This is a genomic window from Virgibacillus siamensis, assembly GCF_900162695.1.
GTDB lineage: Bacteria > Bacillota > Bacilli > Bacillales > Amphibacillaceae > Lentibacillus > Lentibacillus siamensis_A.
Map to the genome: position 1 here is coordinate 455,611 of NZ_FUIH01000006.1, position 25,619 is coordinate 481,229.

General features: G+C 41.8%; 26 protein-coding genes and 1 riboswitch. Of the genes, 18 read left to right on the forward strand and 8 right to left on the reverse strand.

Annotated features, from left to right (window positions below; translation table 11 throughout):
• Nucleotides 1–86: 86 nt before the first annotated feature.
• The 3 genes from B1K71_RS03205 (at nt 87) to mbcS (ending at nt 4,081) form a co-directional block, all read left to right on the forward strand.
• The gene (locus B1K71_RS03205) at nt 87–1,397 is read left to right on the forward strand and encodes a Na+/H+ antiporter family protein (protein WP_077324549.1); all 1,311 of its coding nucleotides are present in this window, start codon (nt 87–89) and stop codon (nt 1,395–1,397) included.
• A 54-nt stretch (nt 1,398–1,451) separates the two neighbouring features.
• Entirely contained in the window at nt 1,452–2,246 is a 795-nt protein-coding gene (gene pdaA, locus B1K71_RS03210) for a delta-lactam-biosynthetic de-N-acetylase (RefSeq protein ID WP_077324550.1), read from the forward strand.
• A gap of 260 nt (nt 2,247–2,506) precedes the next feature.
• Nucleotides 2,507–4,081 (forward strand): acyl-CoA synthetase MbcS, encoded by a 1,575-nt coding sequence (gene mbcS, locus B1K71_RS03215; protein ID WP_077324551.1) that lies wholly within the window; start codon nt 2,507–2,509, stop codon nt 4,079–4,081.
• Between the two features lie 51 nt (nt 4,082–4,132).
• Here the strand turns inward: mbcS and B1K71_RS03220 are convergent, their stop codons facing one another.
• Complete coding sequence (locus tag B1K71_RS03220) at nt 4,133–5,140, reverse strand: LCP family protein (protein ID WP_077324552.1); 1,008 nt, start codon at nt 5,138–5,140, stop codon at nt 4,133–4,135.
• Nucleotides 5,141–5,438: 298 nt separating this feature from the next.
• Here B1K71_RS03220 and B1K71_RS03225 point away from each other — a divergent pair, with 298 nt between their 5' ends.
• The 7 genes from B1K71_RS03225 to B1K71_RS03260 all read left to right on the forward strand — a co-directional run bounded on the left by B1K71_RS03225 (nt 5,439) and on the right by B1K71_RS03260 (nt 12,237).
• Nucleotides 5,439–7,568 (forward strand): ATP-dependent Clp protease ATP-binding subunit, encoded by a 2,130-nt coding sequence (locus B1K71_RS03225; protein WP_077324553.1) that lies wholly within the window; start codon nt 5,439–5,441, stop codon nt 7,566–7,568.
• Between the two features lie 277 nt (nt 7,569–7,845).
• Nucleotides 7,846–8,682 carry a ComEC/Rec2 family competence protein gene (locus tag B1K71_RS03230; RefSeq protein WP_175631810.1) on the forward strand — a complete coding sequence of 279 codons (837 nt, stop codon included), beginning with the start codon at nt 7,846–7,848 and terminating at the stop codon, nt 8,680–8,682.
• A 69-nt stretch (nt 8,683–8,751) separates the two neighbouring features.
• The gene (locus B1K71_RS03235) at nt 8,752–9,597 is read left to right on the forward strand and encodes an SPFH domain-containing protein (protein ID WP_077324555.1); all 846 of its coding nucleotides are present in this window, start codon (nt 8,752–8,754) and stop codon (nt 9,595–9,597) included.
• A gap of 9 nt (nt 9,598–9,606) precedes the next feature.
• Nucleotides 9,607–9,786, forward strand: coding sequence for an Arc family DNA binding domain-containing protein (locus B1K71_RS03240; RefSeq protein WP_077324556.1), 180 nt, complete (start codon nt 9,607–9,609; stop codon nt 9,784–9,786).
• 531 nt (nt 9,787–10,317) lie between these two features.
• Complete coding sequence (locus B1K71_RS03250; RefSeq protein ID WP_077324558.1) at nt 10,318–10,683, forward strand: GntR family transcriptional regulator; 366 nt, start codon at nt 10,318–10,320, stop codon at nt 10,681–10,683.
• Nucleotides 10,684–11,538, forward strand: a complete 855-nt coding sequence (locus B1K71_RS03255) for an ABC transporter ATP-binding protein (protein WP_077324559.1) — start codon at nt 10,684–10,686, stop codon at nt 11,536–11,538.
• Nucleotides 11,539–11,541: 3 nt separating this feature from the next.
• A complete protein-coding gene (locus B1K71_RS03260) occupies nt 11,542–12,237 on the forward strand; it encodes a hypothetical protein (protein ID WP_077324560.1) in 696 nt (231 codons plus the stop codon).
• A gap of 237 nt (nt 12,238–12,474) precedes the next feature.
• Here B1K71_RS03260 and B1K71_RS03265 read toward each other — a convergent pair whose 3' ends face one another.
• The 5 genes from B1K71_RS03265 to B1K71_RS03285 all read right to left on the reverse strand — a co-directional run bounded on the left by B1K71_RS03265 (nt 12,475) and on the right by B1K71_RS03285 (nt 15,727).
• Nucleotides 12,475–13,251, reverse strand: coding sequence for an ABC transporter permease (locus tag B1K71_RS03265; protein ID WP_077324561.1), 777 nt, complete (start codon nt 13,249–13,251; stop codon nt 12,475–12,477).
• Nucleotides 13,251–14,159 (reverse strand): ABC transporter ATP-binding protein, encoded by a 909-nt coding sequence (locus tag B1K71_RS03270; protein WP_077324562.1) that lies wholly within the window; start codon nt 14,157–14,159, stop codon nt 13,251–13,253. The genes B1K71_RS03265 and B1K71_RS03270 overlap by 1 nt, the downstream gene beginning before the upstream one ends.
• Nucleotides 14,159–14,359, reverse strand: a complete 201-nt coding sequence (locus B1K71_RS03275) for a PLD nuclease N-terminal domain-containing protein (protein ID WP_139343287.1) — start codon at nt 14,357–14,359, stop codon at nt 14,159–14,161. The genes B1K71_RS03270 and B1K71_RS03275 overlap by 1 nt, the downstream gene beginning before the upstream one ends.
• A gap of 296 nt (nt 14,360–14,655) precedes the next feature.
• The gene (locus B1K71_RS03280; RefSeq protein WP_077324564.1) at nt 14,656–14,784 is read right to left on the reverse strand and encodes a YfhE family protein; all 129 of its coding nucleotides are present in this window, start codon (nt 14,782–14,784) and stop codon (nt 14,656–14,658) included.
• A gap of 40 nt (nt 14,785–14,824) precedes the next feature.
• Nucleotides 14,825–15,727, reverse strand: coding sequence for a TIGR01777 family oxidoreductase (locus B1K71_RS03285; protein ID WP_077324565.1), 903 nt, complete (start codon nt 15,725–15,727; stop codon nt 14,825–14,827).
• Between the two features lie 130 nt (nt 15,728–15,857).
• Here B1K71_RS03285 and recX point away from each other — a divergent pair, with 130 nt between their 5' ends.
• From recX to yfkAB, 3 genes are all read left to right on the forward strand, one after another.
• A complete protein-coding gene (gene recX, locus B1K71_RS03290) occupies nt 15,858–16,670 on the forward strand; it encodes a recombination regulator RecX (RefSeq protein WP_077324622.1) in 813 nt (270 codons plus the stop codon).
• A gap of 43 nt (nt 16,671–16,713) precedes the next feature.
• Nucleotides 16,714–16,924, forward strand: a riboswitch (cobalamin riboswitch).
• A gap of 375 nt (nt 16,925–17,299) precedes the next feature.
• Complete coding sequence (locus tag B1K71_RS03295; protein WP_077324566.1) at nt 17,300–17,776, forward strand: acyl-CoA thioesterase; 477 nt, start codon at nt 17,300–17,302, stop codon at nt 17,774–17,776.
• A gap of 131 nt (nt 17,777–17,907) precedes the next feature.
• Nucleotides 17,908–19,026 (forward strand): radical SAM/CxCxxxxC motif protein YfkAB, encoded by a 1,119-nt coding sequence (yfkAB, locus tag B1K71_RS03300; protein WP_077324623.1) that lies wholly within the window; start codon nt 17,908–17,910, stop codon nt 19,024–19,026.
• Nucleotides 19,027–19,135: 109 nt separating this feature from the next.
• Here the strand turns inward: yfkAB and B1K71_RS03305 are convergent, their stop codons facing one another.
• A complete protein-coding gene (locus tag B1K71_RS03305; RefSeq protein WP_077324567.1) occupies nt 19,136–19,795 on the reverse strand; it encodes an SDR family NAD(P)-dependent oxidoreductase in 660 nt (219 codons plus the stop codon).
• A gap of 91 nt (nt 19,796–19,886) precedes the next feature.
• Between B1K71_RS03305 and B1K71_RS03310 the strand changes: the two genes are divergently transcribed.
• On the forward strand, nt 19,887–20,219 hold the full coding sequence (locus B1K71_RS03310; protein ID WP_077324568.1) for a YfhH family protein: 333 nt from the start codon (nt 19,887–19,889) through the stop codon (nt 20,217–20,219).
• 186 nt (nt 20,220–20,405) lie between these two features.
• Here B1K71_RS03310 and B1K71_RS03315 read toward each other — a convergent pair whose 3' ends face one another.
• On the reverse strand, nt 20,406–21,392 hold the full coding sequence (locus tag B1K71_RS03315) for a metal-dependent hydrolase (protein ID WP_077324569.1): 987 nt from the start codon (nt 21,390–21,392) through the stop codon (nt 20,406–20,408).
• Nucleotides 21,393–21,485: 93 nt separating this feature from the next.
• Here B1K71_RS03315 and mutY point away from each other — a divergent pair, with 93 nt between their 5' ends.
• The 4 genes from mutY (at nt 21,486) to B1K71_RS03335 (ending at nt 25,542) form a co-directional block, all read left to right on the forward strand.
• Entirely contained in the window at nt 21,486–22,562 is a 1,077-nt protein-coding gene (gene mutY, locus B1K71_RS03320; RefSeq protein WP_077324570.1) for an A/G-specific adenine glycosylase, read from the forward strand.
• 197 nt (nt 22,563–22,759) lie between these two features.
• Nucleotides 22,760–22,936, forward strand: coding sequence for a gamma-type small acid-soluble spore protein (locus B1K71_RS03325; RefSeq protein WP_077324571.1), 177 nt, complete (start codon nt 22,760–22,762; stop codon nt 22,934–22,936).
• Between the two features lie 184 nt (nt 22,937–23,120).
• On the forward strand, nt 23,121–23,648 hold the full coding sequence (gene ntdP / locus B1K71_RS03330) for a nucleoside tri-diphosphate phosphatase (protein ID WP_077324572.1): 528 nt from the start codon (nt 23,121–23,123) through the stop codon (nt 23,646–23,648).
• A 127-nt stretch (nt 23,649–23,775) separates the two neighbouring features.
• Nucleotides 23,776–25,542, forward strand: a complete 1,767-nt coding sequence (locus tag B1K71_RS03335; RefSeq protein ID WP_077324573.1) for an ABC transporter ATP-binding protein — start codon at nt 23,776–23,778, stop codon at nt 25,540–25,542.
• Nucleotides 25,543–25,619 lie beyond the last annotated feature (77 nt).

Genomic DNA, 25,619 nt, shown 5'->3' on the forward strand with positions numbered 1-25,619 from the left:
AAAAATAAAAAAAGGGTTGATTTCTCCACTTTAATACTTTATCATAGTGAAGTGTTAAAGAAAGATTGGCAGAGAGGGGAAAGACAATGGAATGGGTTGTGGTTATCTCAGTTTTGGTGATGACAATACTAAGTTTATTTCGTGTGAACGTTGTTTTAGCAATTATCATTGCGGCGATTACTGCCGGTGTATTGTCAGGCCAGTCAATTGTTGAATCAATAAATATGATGATAGATGGAATGGGCGGACAGGCAGAAACGGCTCTAAGTTATATTTTACTCGGTGCTTTCGCAGTAGCGATCAGCTATACCGGAATCACCGCTATATTAGTTAATTTCCTGATCCGGGTATTAACCGGAAAGAAAACGATGATGCTGCTCGTGATTGCCGGTGTCGCATCACTTTCGCAAAACGTGGTACCTGTTCATATTGCGTTTATACCAATATTAATACCACCATTATTAAAATTATTTGATGATATGAAAGTGGACCGCCGCGGAATAGCAGCTGCATTGACATTTGGGCTCAAAGCGCCTTATATCATGATTCCTGCAGGCTTTGGGCTTATTTTCCACGGAATTATTGTGAAGGGTATGGAGCAAAATGGTGTTGAAATCAGCATGTCGGAAACAGCGCTTTCCATGCTTATTCCGGGCGCGGGAATGATTCTTGGTTTGCTGATAGCTATTTTTATTACGTACCGGAAAGAACGGGTAGCGCAGCCTGGTGCTGGCGGGGGAGAGGTCCAGTTTAACCCTCCGGAGATGGTAAAAGTTACATTTAATCGGAAACATTTCCTCACACTTGTGGCCATTGCAGCAGCGCTGGTTGTTCAAATCATTACACAAAACTTGGTTGCAGGGGCATTAACCGGATTGCTTCTCATGTTTATTCTGGTTGCCGTTCCATTTAAGAATGGTGATCAGATAATGACAGAGGGCATTTCCATGATGGGGACGATTGCTTTTGTTATGCTCGTAGCTTCGGGTTACGGACACATTCTTACCAAAACTGGATCAGTCGATGCATTGGTTGAGGTTTCTTCGGGGTTTCTGGGGGATAATAAAGCCCTGATTGCCTTTCTTTTGCTGCTGGTTGGGTTGGTAGTGACGATGGGAATCGGTTCTTCATTCGGAACGATTCCAATTATCGCTTCATTATATGTGCCGATTTGTCTTGCCGCCGGTTTTTCACCAATGGCAATTGCAACGCTGATCGGTACATCAGGTGCGCTTGGTGATGCAGGTTCACCAGCATCAGACAGTACACTCGGGCCAACTTCAGGCCTAAATGCTGATGGAAAACACCACCACATTTGGGACACCTGTGTACCAACTTTCATGCACTATAACATCCCGCTGTTTATTTTCGGATGGGTCGGTGCAATGGTTTTATAATTGAATAGCTTTTCCCGATTTGGCAAAAAGTAAGGAAAAATGAGGTGGGTTGATATGAGGAAATTGCAGTTTTCTGTTTCAATCATCATGCTATTCCTTGCTTTTCTGTTGGTTGCAGGACATGTGAACGCGGAAGGACACGGCTGGGGTTATAAGAAAAATACAGACCATACCATCCCGGAAATTGGCAAATACAAGGAACTTCTTGATAAATACGGTGCCTATTTTGCTGATAATTCCGGTGAAAAGGTGATCTATCTGACGTTTGATAATGGCTATGAGGAAGGCTATACAGACGATATTTTGGATGTATTGAAAAAAGAAGATGTCCCGGCAACATTTTTTGTAACCGGCCATTATGTGAAAAGTAAGCCAAAACTGGTGAAGCGGATGGTCAATGAAGGGCATATAATCGGAAATCACTCGTACCATCATCCGGATTTTACAACGGTAACGAAGAAATCAATGAAAAAAGAACTGGAATCACTGGAAGATGCGGTAGCTAAAGTTTCGGACCAGGAAGAATTAAAATATTTGCGGCCGCCCCGAGGTATGTTTAATGAAAATACATTGAAATGGTCAAATGAACTAGGATATATTCACATATTCTGGTCGCTCGCCTTTAAAGATTGGGAGACGGATCACCAGCAGGGATGGAAATATGCATACAATAATATTATGGACCAAATCCATCCAGGTGCCATCGTACTTCTTCATACTGTTTCATCTGATAATGCTGAGGCATTGGATAAAGTAATTACCTCGCTGAAAAAGAAAGGATATCAGTTCAAAAGCCTGGACTATTTGGTCATGAAAGATTTGCTGCCACGACCAGTGTTCGGTTATTAATGCCAAACTGCCCAACTTGATTGGGCAGTTTTTGCGTTGAAAACGCACCCCGCTGAACGAAATGCATAATCCGCCGAACAAAAGCCGAATTCCGCTGAACGAAACACGCAATCCGCCGAACAAAAGCCGAATTCCGCTGAACGAAAAACGCAATGCGCTGAACAAAAGCGGCACCCCAATCCAAAGTCACAGGATTCTTGTTTATAATTTTCCGAACCTTTGCTATAATAAAACTATCTACAAGAATTGGAGTTGATAGAATGAACAGGGATGATTTGATTGCTCCGAAAACCTACAACATTGTGATGGAGATGGAGCGTTTTGCAAAAGACCCGAACCGAAAAGCGCTTATTTGGCAAAACGATGCCGGGGAGTCAAAAGAAATTACGTATGAACAATTAATAAAAAATGTGAACAAAATAGGCAACGCTTTTCTTGAGCATGGATTGAAACGTGGAGACAAAATTCTCATTATGATTCCAAGGCTGATTGAAGCGTATGAAACATATCTGGCTGCACTGAAGACGGGGATTATCATTATACCAAGTTCGGAAATGCTGAAAACAAAAGACCTGCAATACCGGATCAGCCATGGGGAAGTAAGTGGAGTTGTCAGCTATTATCCATTTGTCGACCAGTACACAGCTATTAACGAATATGATGATTTGAAGTTGTTTTCCGTTGGTAAGCAGGTTGATGGCTGGCTTCATTTGGATGACTTGAAGGAAAAAGCATCAGATGAATTGGGAATGGCGGATACGGAAAGCGACGATATCGCATTTTTACCGTATACATCCGGAACAACCGGAAACCCAAAAGGCGTAGTACATACACATGGCTGGGGCTATGCGCATTTAAAAACCGCATCAGCTAACTGGCTGTCCATTAATGAAGGGGATAAGGTCTGGGCAACTGCGGGTCCCGGCTGGCAAAAATGGATCTGGAGTCCGTTTCTGTCTGTATTGGGTGCTGGTGCAACCGGATTTGTTTACAATGGAAAATTCGATCCGAAAACATATCTTGGATTGCTGCAGGACCATGATATTAATGTGCTGTGCTGTACACCGACAGAGTACCGCCTGATGGCAAAAGTGGACAACCTGGCTGATTATCAGTTGCCTGCGCTTCACAGTGCAGTGTCCGCCGGCGAACCACTCAACAGGGAAGTGATTGATATATTCCAGAAATATTTCAATGTAACTGTTCGTGATGGATACGGCCAAACTGAAAATACATTACTCCTTGGATTTATGAAAGATACGAAAGTAAAACCTGGGGCAATGGGTAAACCAACTCCGGGGAATGAAGTTGAAGTTGTCGATGAAAATGGTGAACTGGTACCAGTGGGGGAAGTCGGGGACATCGCGGTGAAGCTGAATTGTCCTGCACTTTTCCGGGAATACTTCAAGGATTCCGAGCGTACGAATATGTCCAAACGTGGTGATTACTATATTACCGGGGACCAGGCCTCCAAAGACAACGAAGGATACTTCTGGTTCGAAGGCCGCGGTGATGACATTATTATTAGTTCCGGCTATACGATCGGGCCGTTTGAAGTGGAGGATGCACTTGTGAAGCATCCATCTGTACAGGAATGTGCTGTTGTGGCAAGCCCGCATGAAATCCGCGGAAATATAGTGAAGGCATATATAGTACTGCAGCCGGGTGTTACTGGAAATGATGAAGTCGTGAAAGAGCTTCAGGACCATGTGAAAGCTTTAACCGCGCCATATAAATATCCGCGGGAAATTGAATTTATTGAAGAATTGCCGAAAACAACATCCGGTAAAATCAGACGTATCGAACTTAGGCAAAAGGAAAAAGCAAATCAGTAATTTCCAAAAAGAACCCGGGACAGCCTTGACTGTACCCGGGTTCTTTTTTCCTTATTGTATATCCAATGCTTCTTTCAACTGACCGGTTGCTTGCTGCAGTCCCGCTTCGGACGGAATAAAATAGAGTGTTCCGCCTATCCGCTGGTCAATACCCTCAATTTCAATGGTTTTGACTTCTTTGGAGTTGAGGGAAGTGTACGTTTTCATCAGACTGAATATTTCTTTTGGCCGAAGACTTGTCTCGGTATTTTTGCCGAGAATGTCCGAGATATCACCGAGATTTAACAACGTTCGGACGGAAATTGCTTTGTCCACTGCAGCTTGAATAAATTGCCGCTGTCTTGCATCCCTCGGATAAACCGTATTGACATCACGCTTGCGCATCCGCACAAAAGCAAGTGCCTCCTCACCATTTAATGTTGTTTTTCCTTCTTTAAAATAAATCCGTTTATTATCGTTGAAAATATTTTTTTCCCAAAAACCTTTCTTAATATCAACCGTAACGCCGCCAAGTGCATCGACAATATTTCGGAAACCTTTAAAGTTTACTGCAATATAGCCGTCGATTGGAATATCCAGCATTTCCTCGACCGATTCCACCGTAAGTTTATTGCTGCCGTACCCGGAGATGGCCCCAAATGTATAGGCTGCATTTATTTTATGGTAACCGGCATATTGTCCAACAGCTTCAGCCGGCAAATCTACCCGTGTGTCCCGGGGAACGGAAGTCATGGTCATTTGATCTGTCTTCGGGTTTAAAGTAACAACCACCAACGTGTCAGCGCGGCCGTTCTTGCCATGTGTCGCATATGTTTCCACACCCATAAGCAGCAGGGAGATGGGATCTTCACCGACCGTGACCGCTTCATCCCGCAATGCTGATTTATTACCGGGACGATCCAAGCTATTATAGGCTTCTTTTGCCGCTTGGTAGCCATGAAAAACAGTATAAATTCCAATAGCCACCACAAGAATGATCAGCAAAAGGATAATAAGCAGAACTGGTTTCTTCCATGATTTACGATTATGATTTCTGCGTCCTGACCTGGATTCGTCCATCCCAATCGCCCCTTTATGTTTATAAAGTGCTGCTTTCGGAAAAATGATAGTGTGAACAGATAAGATGAAGGTTTTTCCTTATTCTTAATCTATTATAGATGAATATACCCGTTATAACAATTATGTCTATTCTGTTATAACATCGAATTGCAGGTTACTAATTGATCAAAAAATCATTAAAAAAATTTGACTAAATCACTTGAAAGTCAAAAAAGGTCAGAGTATAATAAGAATCAAAGGTCAAAGATAGTCAAAGTCAGACCTTGAAAATTTAACTTTTTACCAGGAGGAATGACACATGAAATGTCAAAACTGTGGTATTCAACCAGCAACAATAAATGTAGCCATGCAAATAAACAATGAAACCATGCAAATGCACGTATGTAATAAATGTTTTCGCGAAATCCAAGGTCAGATGATGAATGGCGGATTTAATGCCGGCCATAGTCAGCAAGGCGGCTTTGCCGATAAATTTTTCCAAGGCAATGGTCAAAGCTTTACCAATACGAAAACACAGCAAAATACCGGCAATGGCAATGGTCTGCTTGATGAAATGGGTAAAAACGTAACCCATGCAGCTCGGGCAGGACTGATTGACCCGGTTATCGGACGTGACAATGAAGTTAAACGCGTGATTGAAACATTGAACCGCCGCAATAAAAACAACCCGGTTTTAATTGGTGAGCCTGGTGTTGGTAAAACCGCAATTGCGGAAGGACTTGCGCTGAAAATTACGGAGGGCGATGTTCCAGCCAAACTGATGAATAAGGAAATTTATCTGCTTGATGTTGCATCACTTGTTGCGAATACAGGCGTCCGCGGCCAATTCGAAGAGCGAATGAAACAGCTTGTTAAGGAACTGCATGAACGTACAGATGTCATCCTGTTTGTGGATGAAATTCATCTATTAGTTGGAGCAGGCACTGCAGAAGGTTCCCAAATGGACGCAGGTAACATTCTAAAACCTGCACTTGCACGCGGGGAAATGCAGTTGATTGGTGCAACAACACTGAAGGAATATCGTAAAATTGAAAAGGACGCAGCACTTGAACGCCGCTTCCAGCCAATTATCGTAAAAGAACCTTCTGTGGAAGATGCAGTGCAAATTTTGAATGGTATTAAAGACCGTTACGAAAAATTCCACGAGGTTCGTTATTCCGACAAGGCGATTAACGCATTCGTAACCTTGTCACAGCGCTATATTCAGGATCGTTTTTTGCCGGATAAAGCAATTGATTTGATGGATGAAGTTGGTTCACGATTGAATCTTGCCAACGCTGAGAAAGACTCGAATTCCATTCAGCAAAAAATTGATGATGTTGTGAAAGAGAAAGAAGAAGCTGCTGAACAGGAAGACTATGAACGTGCAGCAAACCTGAGATATCAGGAAATCCAGCTGCAAAAACAACTTGATAAAGCAAAAGATGATGAACAAGTAATTGATGTGGATGTTTCCGACATTCAATTGATTGTGGAAGAAAAAACCGGTATTCCTGTAACGAAACTGGCAACAGACGAACAGGAAAAAATGAGAGACCTTGCCGAGAATCTTGGCACAAAAGTAATTGGACAGGCTGTGGCGGTTAACAAAGTTGCCAAAGCAGTTCGCCGCAGTCGTGCCGGATTGAAATCCAAGTACCGTCCAATCGGTTCATTCCTGTTCATTGGTCCGACCGGTGTCGGTAAAACGGAACTGACCAAAGCGCTCGCCGAAGAATTATTTGGCTCGCGGGACAGTCTGATCCGGCTTGATATGAGTGAGTATATGGAAAAACACGCCGTGTCTAAAATTATCGGTTCACCTCCAGGCTATGTAGGCCACGAGGAAGCAGGACAATTAACGGAACGTGTGCGCCGCAATCCTTATTCAATCCTGTTGCTTGATGAGATTGAAAAAGCGCATCCTGACGTACAAAACATGTTCCTGCAAATCATGGAAGATGGTCATTTGACCGATTCGCATGGCCGTACAGTAAGCTTTAAAGATACGGTCATCATCATGACAAGTAACGCCGGAACAGGTGTGAAAGAAATCAATGTCGGTTTCAACAAAGCAGAACACGAATCCGTATCAACGCTGGAGAACCTAAGTGCATATTTCAAACCGGAATTTCTAAACCGATTTGACAGCATCATTACCTTCAATGAACTGACAGAAGATAATCTGATGGAAATTGTTGACCTGATGCTGCATGATCTTGAAGAGACTATTGAAGAAAACAATATTAACATTACTATTTCAGATGAGGCAAAACACGAACTGGTCCGACTCGGATATGACCGCCGCTTTGGTGCACGTCCACTGCGCCGTGTCATCCAGGATAAAATTGAAGATCAGCTCACAGACCTGATTCTGGAAGAAGAAACTGTTGATTCAGTTCAGGTAAATGTTGATGATGGTGAAATTGTTGTTGCAAAAAGCGAATAATAGTTGAGTGGATTAAAGCCGCTGGTGCACTGCACCAGCGGCTTTTTTAAATCAGTCTTTTAGACCAAAAAACGAGCCTTCGCCAGAAAACACAGTCCTTCAGATTAAAATACAAGCCTTCCACGAAAAAATCAATCCTTCAAAAAATACCGGCGTACAAAGAAAATTTATAACTTGGGATAGTTACCCGAAAATATGGCAAAACTATATTGTCACATTAGGAAAAAGGGTGGTATTCATGCCTCGGTTCATGCTGAAATGTTTGTCAGGAACAATCATGGTATTTTTTTTAATGACTGGTCAAGCCGGCTACATACATGCGGATAAGCAGCCGAAGATGGATGTGCACTTTATCGATGTTGGGCAGGGCGACAGCATGCTGATTCAAACTCCTTCCGGCAAAAATATACTGATTGATGGTGGACCGCCCGATGCCGGAAATAAAGTTGTGTCTTTTCTTGAAAGGCATGATGTGGATGAGATTGATTTACTCGTTGCAACCCATCCCGATATTGACCATATTGGTGGATTTCCGCGAATCCTGAAATCAGTTGAGGTAGAACAACTGCTTGACTCAGGGAAAATGTATACAACGAAGACATATGCCAGATATATAAGTCAGATCCTGTTTTATAAAGTTCCGGTTACGATTGCCGAAGAAAACGAATTGGTAAACGTGGATCCACACGTCAAAATAAGGGTTCTTAACGCACACAGCGGTACAGAAGATAATAATGAATCATCCATCGTTTTACAGGTCAGTTTTAAAAAGATTGACTTTTTGCTGATGGCCGATGTACGTGAAAAACAGGAAGAACAGCTGATTAAAAAATACAATCTTGATTCTGAGATTATTAAAATTGCTCATCATGGATCAAGTACAAGCACCTCAATTGATTTTTTAAAAGAAGTAAGTCCGCAGCTCGCGGTAATCAGTTATGGTAAAGAGAATGATTTTGGCCATCCGGTAAACCGGGTGATTGATAATCTGGATAAGGTTAAAGCTGATATCTATTCCACTGCGGTTTACGGTGATATAACCATCCGTTCTGATGGGAACAGTTATATGGTTTTGACCGAAAAAACGCCAATCAGTATATTTGAGGCTGGATAATTATTTACAGAAATAAACATTTATGATATCATGAATATATCAAATCGAAATGGGGAGGGTGTGTATTCCATGCGTGAAAAAGATGCCTGGGTAATGAATGGATTTGTCGGGATTGTTGCTATCATCGTATTGCTTGCCGTAACAGTATTTGGTTTTTTTCAGGAATTTTTCGTACTCGGGGTTATTTGTTTAATACTTGCAGCTGCGTTGGGAAGCGGCATCACCTTAATCCAGCCGAATCAGTCAGTGGTTGTTATTTTCCTTGGTAAATACATGGGAAGTATTCGGAAAGAGGGAATCGTCATTACAGTTCCATTCTCCATTCGTAAGACGATTTCACTTCGGGTTCGCAACTTCAATAGTAAACGCCTGAAAGTCAATGATGTGAATGGTAACCCAATCGAAATAGCGGCTGTAATTGTTTTTAAAGTGGTTGATTCCGCAAAGGCAGTTTTTGATGTAGACCGTTATGAACAATTCGTTGAAATCCAGAGTGAAACCGCCATTCGCGCGGTCGCAACGAAATACCCGTATGATACATTTACCGATGATGAAATGACATTAAGGGGAAATGCCGAGGAAGTATCGAACCATTTGGCAAAAGAACTTCAGGAGCGTTTGACTGTTGCCGGTGTGGAAGTTATCGAAACACGGCTCACTCACCTTGCCTATTCAACGGAAATAGCACAAGCAATGCTGCAGCGCCAGCAGGCAAGCGCAATTATTGCAGCGCGCAAACAAATTGTTGATGGTGCTGTCGGAATGGTTCAGGACGCAATCGAACAAATCGAGCGGGATGGTATTGTAGAACTGGATGAGGAGCGCCGTGTAGCGATGATCAACAATCTGCTCGTTTCCATTGTTTCCGATCACGGTACACAGCCGGTCGTCAATACAGGATCACTGTATCAGTAGAGGGATTCCATGGTTAAAAAGAAAAATTTCCCGCTGAGAATAGATCCGAAGCTATATGATATTTTACAATCCTGGGCCAAGGATGAATTCCGCAGTGTCAACAGTCATGTGGAATACCTGCTGCGTGAATCCGCCAAGAAAGCCGGTCGCTTGCCTAAATCAGAGGATAAAAAAATTGGAGAAGATTAAAGATGCTCTGCACGCTGTATGGTGCAGGGTATTTTTTTTAATTTTTGAAGGTAGGTTGATACCTATAAGAAGATGGTCGATAACCCAGGCGTGAAGGTTGATACCAGGGGGATGTCGGTCGATAACCGGGCATAAAGGTTGATATCTGCAAGAAGCCGGTCGATAACCCGGGCATGAAGGTTGATATCTATAAGAAGATGATCGATAACCGGGCATGAAGGTTGATAACAGGAAGATGAAGGTCGATAACCCGGACGTGAAGGTTGATACCTATAAGAAGATGGTCGATAACCGGGCATGAAGGTTGATATCTCATCCAAGACGGTCGATATCTAAGTTGAAGGTCGATTTCCTGTTTAGTAAAGGTCGATATACCAAGCCTGAAAGCCAATACCCGCATAATGAACATCAACGTTTCCCCCATAAATTCACCGCACTCTAAAAATTTTCAAAAAACTCATTGACAAAAAGTGAATTTAGTTATATGGTTAGTTACATAAGTAATTAACCATATAACCAAGGGGCTTTCATATGAAAAATCAATTGGATGACAACAAACCGATATTTCAGCAGGTCAAAGAGCAGTTGGAAGACTCAATCATCAATGGTTCGGTTAAGCCGGGGGAACGTGTGCCATCCACTAATGAGTTCGCCAAATATTATCAGATTAACCCGGCGACAGCTGCGAAGGGAATAAATGAACTGGTGGCAGAGGACATATTAGTTAAACGGAGGGGTGTGGGAATGTTTGTTACAGAAAATGCCAAGAGGCTGCTAATGGGAAAAAGGAAAGAAACCTTTTATGAAACCTTTATGCTTCCGTTAAAAAGTGAAGCAACCAAATTGAACATCAGTCAGGATGAATTATTGGAAATGGTAAAGAGGGAGGGTAATTAAATGAAAATAAAAGTTAAAAATCTTTCGAAAAACTATAAGGATACTACTGCACTGGAAAATGTCACGTTTACACTGTCCGAACCGAAAATATACGGGTTGCTTGGCAGGAATGGGGCAGGGAAAACAACGTTTATGGATATTTTGTCAGGTCATATTTTAGCATCAAGCGGTGAGATTTTGATTGATGGGGAGAATCCATTTGATAATCAGCGTTTGACGGAATCGATTTGCCTTATAAAAGAGGGCAACAACTTTAAAAAAGACTTAAAGATTAAAAATGTGCTTCGCATTTATTCTTACTTTTATCCGACATGGGATCAGAAACTGGCGGACGAATTAATCCGGGAATACAACCTGAATCTGAATGCCAAAGTGAAGGCGCTTTCCAAAGGGATGGAATCAGCTCTTGGTATTATCGTCGGTCTGGCAAGCAAGGCGCCAATTACCATTTTTGATGAACCATATATCGGTCTTGATGCGGCAGCACGGAAAAAGTTTTACGAGATTCTATTGGAAGAATATGAAACGGAGAAGCGGATAATTATTTTTTCCACCCATCTAATCGATGAAGTCAGTCTGATGTTTGAAGAAATTTTGATTTTGCAGAATGGGAAACTGGTTTTGAAGGAAGAAGCGGAAGCATTACGAAACAGTGTCTGTGCCGTTTCAGGAGCAGCTGATGAAGTGGAAGCATTTATTTCCGGAAAAGAAGTCATTGAGAAAAAACAAATTGCCGGTATGATGACAGCATATGTCTATAGCCGCATGGAACAGGCAGAGTCAGCCGGGCTGACAGCAGAGGGAGTACCAATACAGGAACTGATGATTCACTTAACCGAAAAAAAGGGGGCATAACCAATGGGACGACAAATTAAAGGACTGCTTTACTTCTTTGTTACCGATATTCGCCATTCCATGCTGGTATTCTGGACAATTTTACTGAGCATATTGATTGTATCACTGGCATTTGCTTATTTTTTGACGACTGTTGAAGATGGATTTATGACATTTACATTAACTGCACCAATCTATGTATATTGCGCAATCCTCGGATTTATAACTGTTAAGGAATCGGTGCCCTTTGCAATTAAAATGGGCGCGACACGGAAAAATCTGTTTGTCAGCCTGGGAATATTTTTCACCGTTCTTTCCGTAATCATGGCTGTTGCAGCAAGTGTCTTGCAGGAAATCGTTAATGGTCTTGCCAAACTTACCGGGATTGATACATTCAACTTTTTGCATCTCGCGTACTTTTTGGAAAATACTTGGTATACACGGATTGTAATTGATGTATCAATTATGCTGCTGTTCCTGGCGTTCATGTTTATCATCGGTTTGATATTTTTCAAATACGGTTTTGCAGGCGGCGGATCCTTCTTAGGAGCTCTTGTTATACTATTGCTCATCAGCATCGCAAAAGGCTGGATTGTTGATTTCTTTATCGATCTCTTTACGGATATTGATCTAGCATTTTTCTATCAAATGATCGGCATCGGGCTTGTCATGTATTGCATTTCTTTCCTTTTCCTAAGAAGGATTACGATTGAAAATTAAAAGGACTGGGACAAAAGTGTTTTATCCATTATAAAATCCGAACATTGGGAAATGGACTGAATAACTGCTCCGGAAATATACCTCGCTTTCCGCGGGCGGCTGGTGAGCCCCCTTGTGCTTACGCACTTCGGTGTCTCACCTATGCCTTACCTCCCGCCGGAGTCTCTGTATATTTCCTCCGCTAGTCATCAAATTGTTAGTCTTTTGAATCACACTTTTTTTGTCCCCAGTCCTTTTTCAATCCGCCATTTCTTTTGTTTTAAAAATAAAGATCGATGCCACTAGCAGGATGATGACCATGGCGGCTGTGATGATTGATGTTCCGGTTAATTCGGATGGAATATTTCCGAAAACAATCATTTCGTGAATATACCGTGAAATATTGTTCGGGCTCCATTCCAGCAGATGGGCAAAAACTGTCGTGACCGCCTTCATCAGAAGGATTGTTGCAATCGTCAGGAAAGCTACCAGTCCGGGGATTTTAACCAGTGTATTGTAAAAAATGGATAACGATACAACAAGTATGATCCACAATCCGTAAAAGACAATAATTTTTAACAGCATGTCAAATGATAATTCGCCGAACAGGATATTGACATAATACCAACTCGCTAAAATTCCAAGTCCTGTGGCGATAAGCGCCAGTAACAGTACAGATGCCCATTTGGCTGTTATATAATTGGCATAGGAAACTGGCTTCACCAAAATTAGTTCAGATACGCCGCTTTTTCGTTCGCCGGCTATTGTTCCCATTGACATAAGCGCAATCACGAGAACTCCGATGCTGCTGATTTGCGATAAACTCATCATAATAATATCAGCTGGTTTAAATTCAGGCAGCTTTATTTCAGTGCCCTCCGGCATTCCACCGACAGCATCTATGATCTGCGGTAAATAGTAGTTTGAAATCGGATCTAAGCTTGCAATTAAAATCATAACCAGCGGCACCCATACCCATTTCACATTCCGTACATTTTCAACTAGTTCTTTCTGAAAAATCGTTATCCATTGCATCAGCTGTTCACCGCCTTCATGAACATATCTTCCAGTGAAGTGCGTTTGATGGAATAAGACGTTAACGGCCAGTCTTCACTTGCTGCGAGCATCAGTATTGCTTTCCGTGCCTGTAAAATATCTTCTGCTCTCACATATACCTTATTTTTCTTCACATAACAGGTCTCGACGGACGGCAGGTTATTCAATTCCTTCTGAAAACTGGAGGCGTCATTCTGAAATTCCAGTTCAATTTCGGATGTCTGGTATTTTTGACGCAATTCATTCATCGACCCGGATTCAATGATTTTACCGGAATGAAGTAATAAAAGTTCGTCACTTATTTCATCGGCATCACTCAAAATATGAGTGGAAAACAAAATAGTCATATCTTGTTTCAACGTTTCCATTAGTGTCAATACATCCCGACGTCCAATCGGATCGAGCGAAGATACTGGTTCATCAAGCATTAACAGTTTTGGCCTGTGGATAATCGCCTGAGCAATTCCAAGCCGCTGCCTCATGCCGCCAGAATATTTTCCAATCCGGCGGGTGCCGGCATCCTTTAATCCGACTTGCCGCAGTAAAGTTTCCGCACGTTCGGCAGCATCGGTTTTCGATAAACGGGCAAGCCTTCCGACATAAACAAGGAATTCCTTTCCGGTCATCCAAGTGTGAAAAATCGGGTACTGCGGCAGATAACCAATATATTTGCGGATGTCATCGCTCTGCATTGTGCCCGCAAACGACACATCTCCGCTTGTCGGTTTAATTAATCCCGACAGCATGCGCAATGTTGTCGTTTTACCGGCGCCATTTGGTCCGATCAGAGCGATGCATTTGCCTGGATCAAATTGAAAATGTATATGATCAACCGCCAATTTATCATCGTATCGTTTCGTCAAATTGTTTACCGTAAGCAACGCCATTACTGCTGTCTCCTTCCAAAAATGAAATAGACAATCGGCCCAATGATATTGATAAACAGAATAATAAGCACCCACATCCATTTTGGTCCGTTAGTTCTTTCAATGCGAATCACATCAACCAGTGCAACAATAAATAGGATAAATTGAATGATGAGAATTGGTGCTATAACCGCCCAGTTGATTTCTGAAAGTAAATTCACTTCCTCCACTTAAATGTCACTCCTTTCCGATACAAGTCTATATACGAACTAAATCATAAAAAAGTTCTATTGAAAAGTAAAAAAATCATCCACACGTTTATCCACATACAAAGCGCTACTTTAAAAGCTGTTTTTTTGAGTATCCACAAAACCCACAGGCGGAAGGAAATTTATACACAATCCGGTTGTTGATAAGTGATGTAGCTGTGGAAAGCTTCCTTCTTGTTATGCACAATTTATGATAAATTGTGGATAAAACTTGTTTATAACAGAACAAAAAAGGAAACCAGCCTGATTTAACGGCGGTTTCCTTTTTGGGAAAGCTGATTATATACGCGATCTGCCTGCTTGAATTCCCTTTGATAAAGCACCTCTTGCGTTTTGGATAAAACTTTTTCACGATGATTCTTATTTTTTTCCTTCATCTGGATCCCTCACTTTATCAATAGGATTATCCACAGGCTGCTAATTTATACGATTCTCTTTTTCTAACTGTGTCAGTGCCGTTTTTAGTGTTGGATAAGCAAACTGAAAATTATGCTCCAATGCTTTTCCGGGGAGCACGTATTGACCTTTCGTGATAAGCTGGCTCATTTCACCGAGGGCCGCAGTCATTATGGATGCGGGTGCCGGCAGCCAATATGGACGGTTGAGAATGTTTGCGAGTTCCTTCATAAACTCCTTGTTGCGCCGCGGTTCCGGTGCCGTGAAATTAACCGGTCCGGAAATATGATCATTGAACAGGCAAAATAGCAGAAGCCGGACTGCATCTTTAATATGAATCCATGACATCCACTGTTCTCCATTACCGATTTTTCCGCCGGCATACATTTTCACAGGCATGCGCATAAGTGGATATGCACCGCCTTCACCCAAAATGACACCGAATCTGGAATAAATTGTACGAATCCCCATCGTTTCAGCCTGGCTCGCTGTTTTTTCCCATTCTGAGACGACCTTGGCCAGGAAATCACGTCCCTGGACAGTAGTTTGTTCCGTAAACATTAAATCTTCGGACATTCCGTAAAATCCGACAGCAGATCCGCTGATAAACACATCCGGTTTTATATCCATATTTTTAACAAGGTTCATGACAGCCATGGTTGTTTCCATACGGCTGTTGCGGATGGAGTCTTTTTTCCGGCTTGACCAATAACCGAACAGGGAATCACCGGCAAGGTTCACCACACTATGAATATTCGGCAGCTGTGATACCGGGTGATCATAGGCGATAAATACAGTATTTTCTGTGTCCTGATGCCTGTCGGGGAAGCGGGTTAATATGTAAACATGATGTTCTTTATCTGTTAATGCCTTCGTGAGGTGTTGTCCAACAAAACCGGTTCCGCCGGTAATGAGTACGTTCATGATTATTCACTCCTTCAATAACGGATTCAGTACAGTTTATTTTCCATTATTGACTTTCAGTATACCGATTCTTACGGTGGTGTCCAGGAATTTTTTTCGTTACTATAAAGGGAAAGGGGGTGAGAAATCAATGAAAAAGATTTCCCGGATCACCACTCAACAAAAACGTAAGAATCGTTATAATATCTTCCTGGATGACGGCCATGGTGAAAAATATGGCTTCAGTGTAGATGAATCCGTCCTGATAGCGTACAAGCTGCGTAAACACCTTGAATTGGATGAATCGATGATCGCTACACTTGTCCAAAAAGATACATTACATAAGTCATATACCCTTGCTATCAATTTTTTAAGCTATCGGATGCGGACAAAAAAAGAAATTTATGATTACCTGGTTAAAAAAGAAGTGGATGATGAACATATAACGCAAATCATGAAGCAGTTAACGGAGGAAAAGTTGATTAATGACCGGCAGTTTGCGGAAGCGTTTGTCCGAACCCGTATTGATACAACACGTAAAGGCCCAATGCTGGTTAAAAGAGAACTGATGGAAAAAGGAGTTTCCCCGCAACTTGCTGCTGAAGCAGTCGATTTGTACACGTACGAGATTCAATATGCCCGCGCTGAAAAATGGGTCCGCAAAAAATTGACAGCCAGCAAGAGTAAATCATTTAAACAGCAGGTGCAGCAACTGCAGGGAACTTTGATGCAAAAAGGTTTTACACGGGATGTGATTCAAGATGTACTGGCAGATGTGGATGAAATGAAGGATACTGATGCGGAATGGAATGCACTGGTTAAACAGGGTGAGAAATTGCTTCATAAACACCGTCAGAAACTTTCAGGATACGAACTTCAGGGAAAAGTGAAAGAAGGACTTTATCGGAAAGGCTTTTCCATCGATCTAATCAATCAGTTCCTTGAAGAACAGGATGAAATCTGATGCAGATTGAACAAATATGATAAAATAAGTGTGAACGTGAAAATTTAATAGGATGCCTTATGGTGACCTTGTGAAAACAAGTTTAAAAGGGAAGTTGGTTGAAATCCAACGCGGTCCCGCCACTGTATTGCTGAGACATCTCTATAACACCGACTGTCCAATAGTCGGCTATCCACTGTTCAATTGGAACGGGAAGGAAACAGAGAATGTCAATGATGCTAAGCCAGGAAGCCTGCCATAAGGAAGAACATTATTTTCCTACGGGAGATAGGAGGGTGTTGCGCAAATATCCGCATAGTTCAGCTATGCGTGCAATCTGTGACCACAAGCCTTCAATGAGAGGGCTTTTTTTATTGTTTTAATGACGTTAAGAAGATTGTTACATGCTTTCAGGTATTTGAAGTGAAGAACGATTTCTGTCTGTGAAGGTTGATATTTCACGTTGAAAGTTGATTCCTGTCCAGTGAAGGTCGATATACCGCCGATGAAGGTTGATATCCTGCCCATAATGGTTGATAACAGCGATTGAAGGTCGATTCTTTCCAACGAGGGTTGATATCTGCCTGTGCGGGTAAAAAAAAGTATTTTTCAACGTGACAGGAATGATACATCATCAAGGAGGCTAACAAATGGAAAAAATAGCAATCGGTAATACAAAAACACTGCAAACACGACTTGTGCTCCCGCCCGACACCAATCATTTGGATACCATTTTTGGAGGAAAAGTACTGGCTTATATTGATGAAATCGCCGCGCTTACATCAATGAAACATGCCAAAAGTGCTGTCGTAACGGCTTCAATCGATTCCGTTGATTTTCTTTCATCCGCCAAGGTCGGGGACTCCTTAACACTGGAAGCGTACGTAACATATACCGGCAACAGTTCGATGGAGGTATTTGTCAAAGTGACGGCACATGATTTGATTCACCATACCGAACAATTGACCACCGAATCTTTTTTAACAATGGTTGCGGTGGATGGTACCGGTAAACCGATTCCGGTTCCACAGGTTTACCCGGTTTCAGAAGAGGAGCAGGAGTGGTTTGATTCTGCACCTGTTCGGAAAGAAAACCGTAAACGCCGCATGCTGTCCAGAAAATCCTGAAGCGGGAAACTGGTCCTTAACACTAATTCTGTATGCTAAAATAATGAAGGGTCATTTTTATGGTATTTATCCCATAACGATGAAAATAGCATAACCTCATTTGAAAGGGAGTTTCTTAATTGACAACAAGTATGAACACACAAACTTTGTCACCAGTCAATGATCCTTGGGAGGCGTATATGGATGTTGAAGAACATGGAGAAATGAAGTTGTCGAATGTTGAATTTACGACAACGACTTTATGTAATATGCGCTGTGCACATTGTGCTGTTGGCTATACTTTGCAATCCCGGGATCCAGAATCACTGTCGATGGACCTAATACTGAAGCGGCTTGATGAAATACCCCATCTGCGCACGATTAGCATTACCGGCGGGGAACCAATGATGAATAAGAAATCAATTCGGAACCATGTTATCCCGCTATTAAAGTATGCTCACAGCCGTGGTGTTAAAACACAGATGAATTCAAATTTAACATTGCCTTATAACAGGTATGAATCAATTATTCCTTTTTTGGATGTATTACATATCTCTCATAACTGGGGAACGGTTGAAGAATTTATGGAAACCGGTTTTGCTAAAATGGAGCGAAAACCTTCAGAAGAAAATCGTAAAAAGTTTTTTGAACGTATGATTGATAATTCACAGCGTCTCGCAAAGGATGGTGTGATGGTTTCGGCGGAAACGATGCTGAATAAACGGACCTTCCCATTTCTGGAACACATTCATGATCAGGTGCGCGAGATGGGCTGTGCAAGACATGAGATTCACCCGATGTACCCTGTCGATTTTGCCAGCACATTGGAAACATTGGAGCTGGATGAAATTCGTATAGCAATTAACAGGCTTCTTAATCACCAGTACAAAGATATATGGATGATGTTTGGAACATTGCCTTTTTATCCATGCAGTTTGTCACAAGAAGATCAGGATTTATTAAAAAGGCTGTATCAAACGAAGAATGTAAGTGTACGTAATGATCCGGATGGCCGCTCCCGATTAAATGTAAATATTTTTACCGGGGATATTATTGTGACAGACTTTGGTGATGAACCTTCATTGGGTAATATACAGGACACCTCGCTCCCTGCTGCATATTCGAAATGGATGGATTCTCCAACAGCCCAAAGCTTAAATTGTCATTGCCCTGCTGTTAAGTGTCTTGGTCCGAACCTGCTGGTGAGGAACGCCTATTATTCAAATGTTGATTTCGGAAAAAGAAGTGCGCAAATCAGTTTATATGAATAAGGAATTTAGGGTATCCCATTATGAAATTAGGATACCCTATTTGAAAACGTGATAATAGGATGAATTTCAGTGGAACTTTCATGAGAAAGGATGCCAACTGAATGGAAGTTTATTTATCAACATAAATTTCTTTTCGACCATCATCTTCCTGAAAAATCTGTTCGGCTACCGGTTCGGGTCCTTTCAGCCCTGAAGCATCCTTCACATGTTCTGAGTTGTCCCAGAATGGTGTGTTCATGCCTCCCATGTACACGGCTGTAATCGAAATAGGCTCATTCTCCCATTCTTTTTGTAAACTTTCCGTAAATCCTTTCAATGCAAATTTGCTTGCACAGTAAATGGATTCATTTATTTTCCCCCGCAGTCCCGCAGTTGAAATAATGGTCAGAATGCGCCCATTCCTCGCTTTAATCAGTGGCAGGGCTGATTGAACAGTCAGTATGGCACCTTTAATGTTAGTGTTTAATGTGTGTTCGATATCACCTATTGTATAATCTTCCACAGGTCCAAAAATACCGACCCCAGCATTGTTAATGACGACATCGAGCTTACCAATTTGCTGAAAGGCAATGCTGACAGAAGCTTTTTCCTGCACGTCACATAGGATAACTTCCGCATCCCCGCCAGCACGGATGATTTCATGCTGAACAATATGTAATTTCGTATCGGTTCGGCCCAGTAAAAAAATTTTATAGCCATTTTTGGCATATTTTAGGGCAAGTGCCCGTCCCAAACCACTTCCAGCCCCAGTAATTGCTACAGTTGGCATACAATTTTCCTCCTAAATATATGAGTATCATTATTTCCATTCTCCTAAACTATTGGTAAAATGTAAACTGTTGAAGAAGGGAGTAATTATAATGGATTACCGATACAGTGATTATTCAATCGAGCAGTTGAGGGAAGAAGTCGGGAAATTTAAAGAAAAAGCGCTGAAGGCTGAGCAGGTTGGAAACATAAGTGAAGTCGCCATTAATGAGCGGAAAATGCAAGTTGCCATGGCATATATGTTGAACCCGGATGATTTTCATGCACACGATATCCATGCAATGAAGGGAGATCCGGGACATCGTTTTAAAATAAATTATATTAATGGTGTTTTCGCGTGGGGACACCGTATTAACCTTTTGAATGAAACATATGAAAAAGAAGAAGCGATTCCCATTTCATTGCTTGGTGATAAGGCCGAATAGAAAGGTGAAAGCTTTTTACTTTCTCAACGGCACAATAAACAACAGAGGCTGGGATATATCAGAAAACGCGTGATTCAAAAGACGAACAATTGGGAATTTCCGGAGCAGTTATTCGCCCCATTTTCCAATAGGTTGTTCGAATTTTACAATGGATAAAACACGTTTGTCCCAGCCTCGTGCTTTTGCTTAAATTGGATTGTCGCCAACATCCAGTTTGCGCTGGAGTTTGTGCTCGGAAAAAATCCAGCCGGTGTATGAAGTCATTTTTCGCATGTTGTCATCAATTTGTACGACAGCAACAAATGGATAGTATTGATTGGATCTGTATCGTAAATCAATAAACCGCACTTCGGTAAAATCGTCGAAGTCATTGATTTCCCATCGGTATACAGGGGAGAACGACAGAAATGCCGAAACATTTTTATCATCTTTTGCTATTTCCATCAGGTCGTTTTCCGGCAAAGGGATTTTTTGAAATTCATCGACGATTTCAATGTGTCCATTTTTAACCGAACCTACATAAAATTTATCTATCGTCGTAATAGCAACCCGCCACTCGTTTTGCTTAATGGTCGGGGATGTTGCAATCTGGGTTGTATCGGGGAAATAGTCCTTTATTTTTCGGACAATTTCATGTTTGTCAATGAACCGTTTTATATAATACAAAATAATGACAGTATAGATAATTAAAAACGTGTAACCCGGATTTGCACCAAGCAGCCAAGCGATGATTCCGGCAACATGGAGAAAGAAGATATACGGATCAAATGTATTAATAAATCCTTTTGCAATCCATTTATTGGTAAATGGACGGTATGCCTGGGTCCCATACGCGTTCGGTATATCCACCAGCACATGGAGAATAACTGCCAGGAAAGTCCAGGCCCACAAATGCAGGAAATTAACTTGGGGAACAAACACATGAATGATCCCGGCAATCAATACACCCCACATGAGAACAGCGGGTATGGAGTGGGTTTCACCGCGGTGGTGCCGGATATATACAGCATTATTTTTTAATTTTAAGATCGTATCAAAGTCAGGTGCATGCGAACCCACAATGGTCCCTGCAAGCACTGCATTAAACAGGACAGGATCATTCTGGACGGCGGGATCAAGCGTTGCCAGTCCACCGAGCGCAATTCCCATAACAATATGGGTTCCGGTATCCATAGGTCAAGGTCCTCCTCAGAACAATTCGACAAAATCTGCGCTTTGTCGAAAACCGTTTCAGTTCTATAATTGTATCATAAAGGATGTTTCAACATGAACGATAAAGCATTTCATAACATAGATATTCCATCATTTCAGCATGATTTAATCGATTGGTATCAGTCGAACAAACGGGATCTTCCCTGGCGAAAAGACCAGGATCCGTATAAAGTATGGGTCTCCGAAATCATGCTTCAGCAAACGAAGGTAGATACGGTTATTCCATATTTTAAACGATTTATTGAGAAATATCCTACACTATTCGATTTGGCAAATGCTGATCAGCAGGATGTCCTGAAAATGTGGGAGGGTCTTGGTTACTATTCCCGCGCAAGAAATCTGCAAAACGCCGTGCGGGAAGTTGCAAGCGAATATGAAGGGGTAGTTCCGGCAAATGAAAAAGAACTTGGATCATTAAAAGGTGTCGGTCCTTATACAAAAGGTGCCATCCTTTCCATTGCATTCAACCAGCCTGTTCCGGCAGTGGACGGCAACGTAATGCGTGTACTGTCCCGTGTTTTGAAAATCGAAGACGATATTGCACAGCCAAAAGTAAAAAAAGAATTTGAAACATATGTACATGAATTAATTTCAAATGAAGATCCGTCATCCTTTAATCAGGGGATTATGGAACTTGGAGCTTTGGTCTGCACGCCCAAATCACCGATGTGTATGCTTTGTCCGGTGCAGGAACATTGCAAGGCTTTTGCAGAGGGAATCGAGGAAGATTTGCCTGTTAAATCGAAAGCAAAAAAACAGAAGAAAATTCCATATGTGGTGTTGCTGATTCGTAATAAACATAATCAATACGTGATCGAAAAGCGTCCGGATGAAGGATTGCTCGCCAATTTATATCAATTTCCCATGGTTCCGGCAGCTGAAATCGGTATGGATCATATGGAGAACTGGATTCAGATGGAATACGGTTTAAAAATTAAGCTAACTGAAAAGAAAGGCAAGCTGAAGCATGTGTTTTCACACATTATCTGGCAGCTTGAGATTATGGAAGCAGATACCGATGCAGAAGAGGTTAATGATGGACGTATCCGGTTTGTTTCGCACGATGAATTGCGTGATTTTCCATTCCCGGTATCACATCAGAAAATGATGAAATACGTGCGCGAATCATAATTCGCGCGGCAAAACGGTAAAGTCGCGCAATAAATCAAAATATCGCGCAACAACCCACCAAACTCGCGCGAGCCAGGTCACATCACGATTCGCAGTCCCAGTTTCCATTTAAATCCAATAGAGGTTAAGTTTTCTTCCCAATAATTTGGATAAGAACATCCATATTGGAGAAATTAAGGTTTGCGGAGGTGATACTGATGGCTAAACAACAACCTAAAAAGTCAGCTGCTGGTACAAACGTTGAGCAAGTGAAAAAACAAAACCAACAAGCAGCTCAAGGGCAAGGTCAGTACGGTACTGAATTTGCGTCCGAACAAACAAACGCGCAACAAGTTAAAAAACAGAATCAAAAATCTCAGCAAAGCAAGAAGTAACTTGCCTATCCCCGATTTTAAGCAATCAAGAGCTCCCTTCCTCAGGGGGCTCTTTTGATTAGGATTTCAGACCATCATTCCTGTCAAAAAGGAAATATCAGGGAGTATTGCTTTATAAATTATATGGATACCGATATAATAGAAGGACAAACTTTTCGCTCTAATTAAAAGAAAGGACGATATAATGGTTAGTCCGCAAGCAGGATCGGTACTGCAAATTCAAAGCTATAAACATAATGGTAATTTGCACCGTATATGGGAAAACAGCCTTGTATTAAAGGGAACCGAAACAATTGTGATCGGTGCCAATGATAAAACTCCTGTAAAAGAAAGCGATGGGAGAACGTGGACGACACGAGAGCCGGCCATTAGCTATTTTCATTCAAAATATTGGTTTAATGTTATTGGTATGCTGCGTACGGATGGGATTTATTACTACTGCAATATCAGCTCTCCATTTATTTTTGACCATGAAGCACTGAAGTACATAGATTATGACCTGGATGTAAAGGTTTATCCGGATATGACATGGGATTTGCTGGATGAAGATGAGTACGAAGTGCATAAAGCGGCGATGAACTATCCGGAAGTGCTTAATGGTATCCTGTGGAAAAACGTACGCATTTTAATTCACTGGGTGAGACAGAGAAAGGGACCATTTGCGCCTGACTTTGTTGATCAATGGTATGAACGGTACTTAACTTACCGATAATAATCCAATTCGTTGAATATGGCAGCAGAACAATTTATAATGCAATATGTACTTGAATTTCATGTCCCTTGTTACTCATGTAGCAGGGCTTTTCTTTTCGAAATATATTATATAAGGATGCGACGTAATGAGCAGTATTAAACAGTATTTAACATTTGTAAAACCGTATAAATGGAAGATTTTCTGGACGGTTCTTGTCGGAATTGCCAAATTTGCAATCCCTTTGATGCTGCCGCTCATTTTGAAATATGTCATAGATGATATTATCAATGCGGATAATATGTCGGACGCTGAAAAATTAAATCATCTGTTCTGGCTAATGGGTGGAGCATTTGTTATTTTTCTTGTGCTGCGTCCGCCGATTGAATATTTTCGACAGTATCTCGCACAGTGGGTTGGGAACACAATCCTGTATGACATAAGGGATAAACTGTTTGATCACATTCAAAAATTAAGTCTTCGGTTCTATTCTCAGACAAAAACCGGCGAAATTATTTCCCGGGTAATACATGATGTCGAACAAACGAAAACTTTTGTCATTACGGGGTTAATGAACATATGGCTTGATATGATTACAATTCTAATCGCAATTATCATTATGCTGACGATGGATCCGATTCTGACGCTGGTGGCTATTATTTTATTCCCGTTTTATGGTTTCTCGGTAAAGTTTTTTTACGGAAGACTGCGTCGCCTGACACGTGAGCGTTCCCAGTCACTTGCTGAAGTGCAGGGGCACTTGCATGAACGGGTACAGGGAATTCCGGTAACGCGCAGCTTTGCTCTGGAAGAATATGAACAGTCCCAGTTTGACGTGCGGAATGAAAACTTCCTGCAAAAGGCCTTAAATCATACGAATTGGAATGCCAAAACATTTGCTGTCATGAATACCATTACAGACCTGGCGCCTTTGTTGGTTATTGCGGTGGCCGGATATTTGGTCATTAGCGGCAACTTGACTATGGGGACTATGGTTGCATTTGTCGGTTATATGGAGCGGGTGTACAGTCCGCTGAGACGTCTTATCAGCTCTTCAACGGTTTTGACACAGTCTGTTGCATCGATTGACAGGGTATTCGAACTGATGAATGAGAAGTATGACATTATCGATAAAGAGAATGCCAAAAAGCTTGGGCGTGTGAACGGAAAGATTGATATTGAAAATGTCTCCTTCCAATATGAAGAAGCTGAACCAGATGTGCTGAAACATGTCAGTTTGAATGTGAAAGAAGGCGAAACTATCGCTTTTGTCGGTATGAGCGGCGGTGGTAAATCTACATTAATCAGTCTGATTCCAAGATTTTACGATGTAATAGAAGGTTCCATTAAAGTTGACGGCATTGATATTCGTGATGTCAAAGCACGTTCATTGCGTGATAACATTGGAATGGTGTTGCAGGATAATACATTGTTCAGTGAATCCATCTCTATGAACATCCGAATGGGTAAACCGGATGCGACGGACGAAGAGGTGGTTGAAGCAGCTAAAGCTGCCAATGCACATGATTTCATTATGGATCTGCAACATGGTTATGACACTTTGGTCGGTGAGCGCGGGGTTAAGCTTTCCGGCGGTCAAAAACAGCGCATTGCCATTGCAAGGGTCTTTTTGAAAAACCCGCCAATCCTGATTTTTGATGAAGCAACCTCAGCCCTTGACCTGGAAAGTGAACACACGATTCAGGAAGCTGTTGAAAAACTGGCATCTGATCGGACGACGTTTATTGTGGCACACCGGCTGGCAACAATCACGCATGCTGACCGTATCGTTGTGATTGAAAACGGCGAAATTCAGGAAATCGGTTCACATTCGGAACTGATGGCCCGAAAAGGAAGTTATTATGATTTGTACCAGGTGCAGAACTTGGACAATCCGGATTATATCGAAATGTAATGAAAAGCTCCTCCGCACCATAGCGGAGGAGCTTTTGTGTTTGAAGTAAAAAAGAGGGTTTACCAGAGTTAAATTGC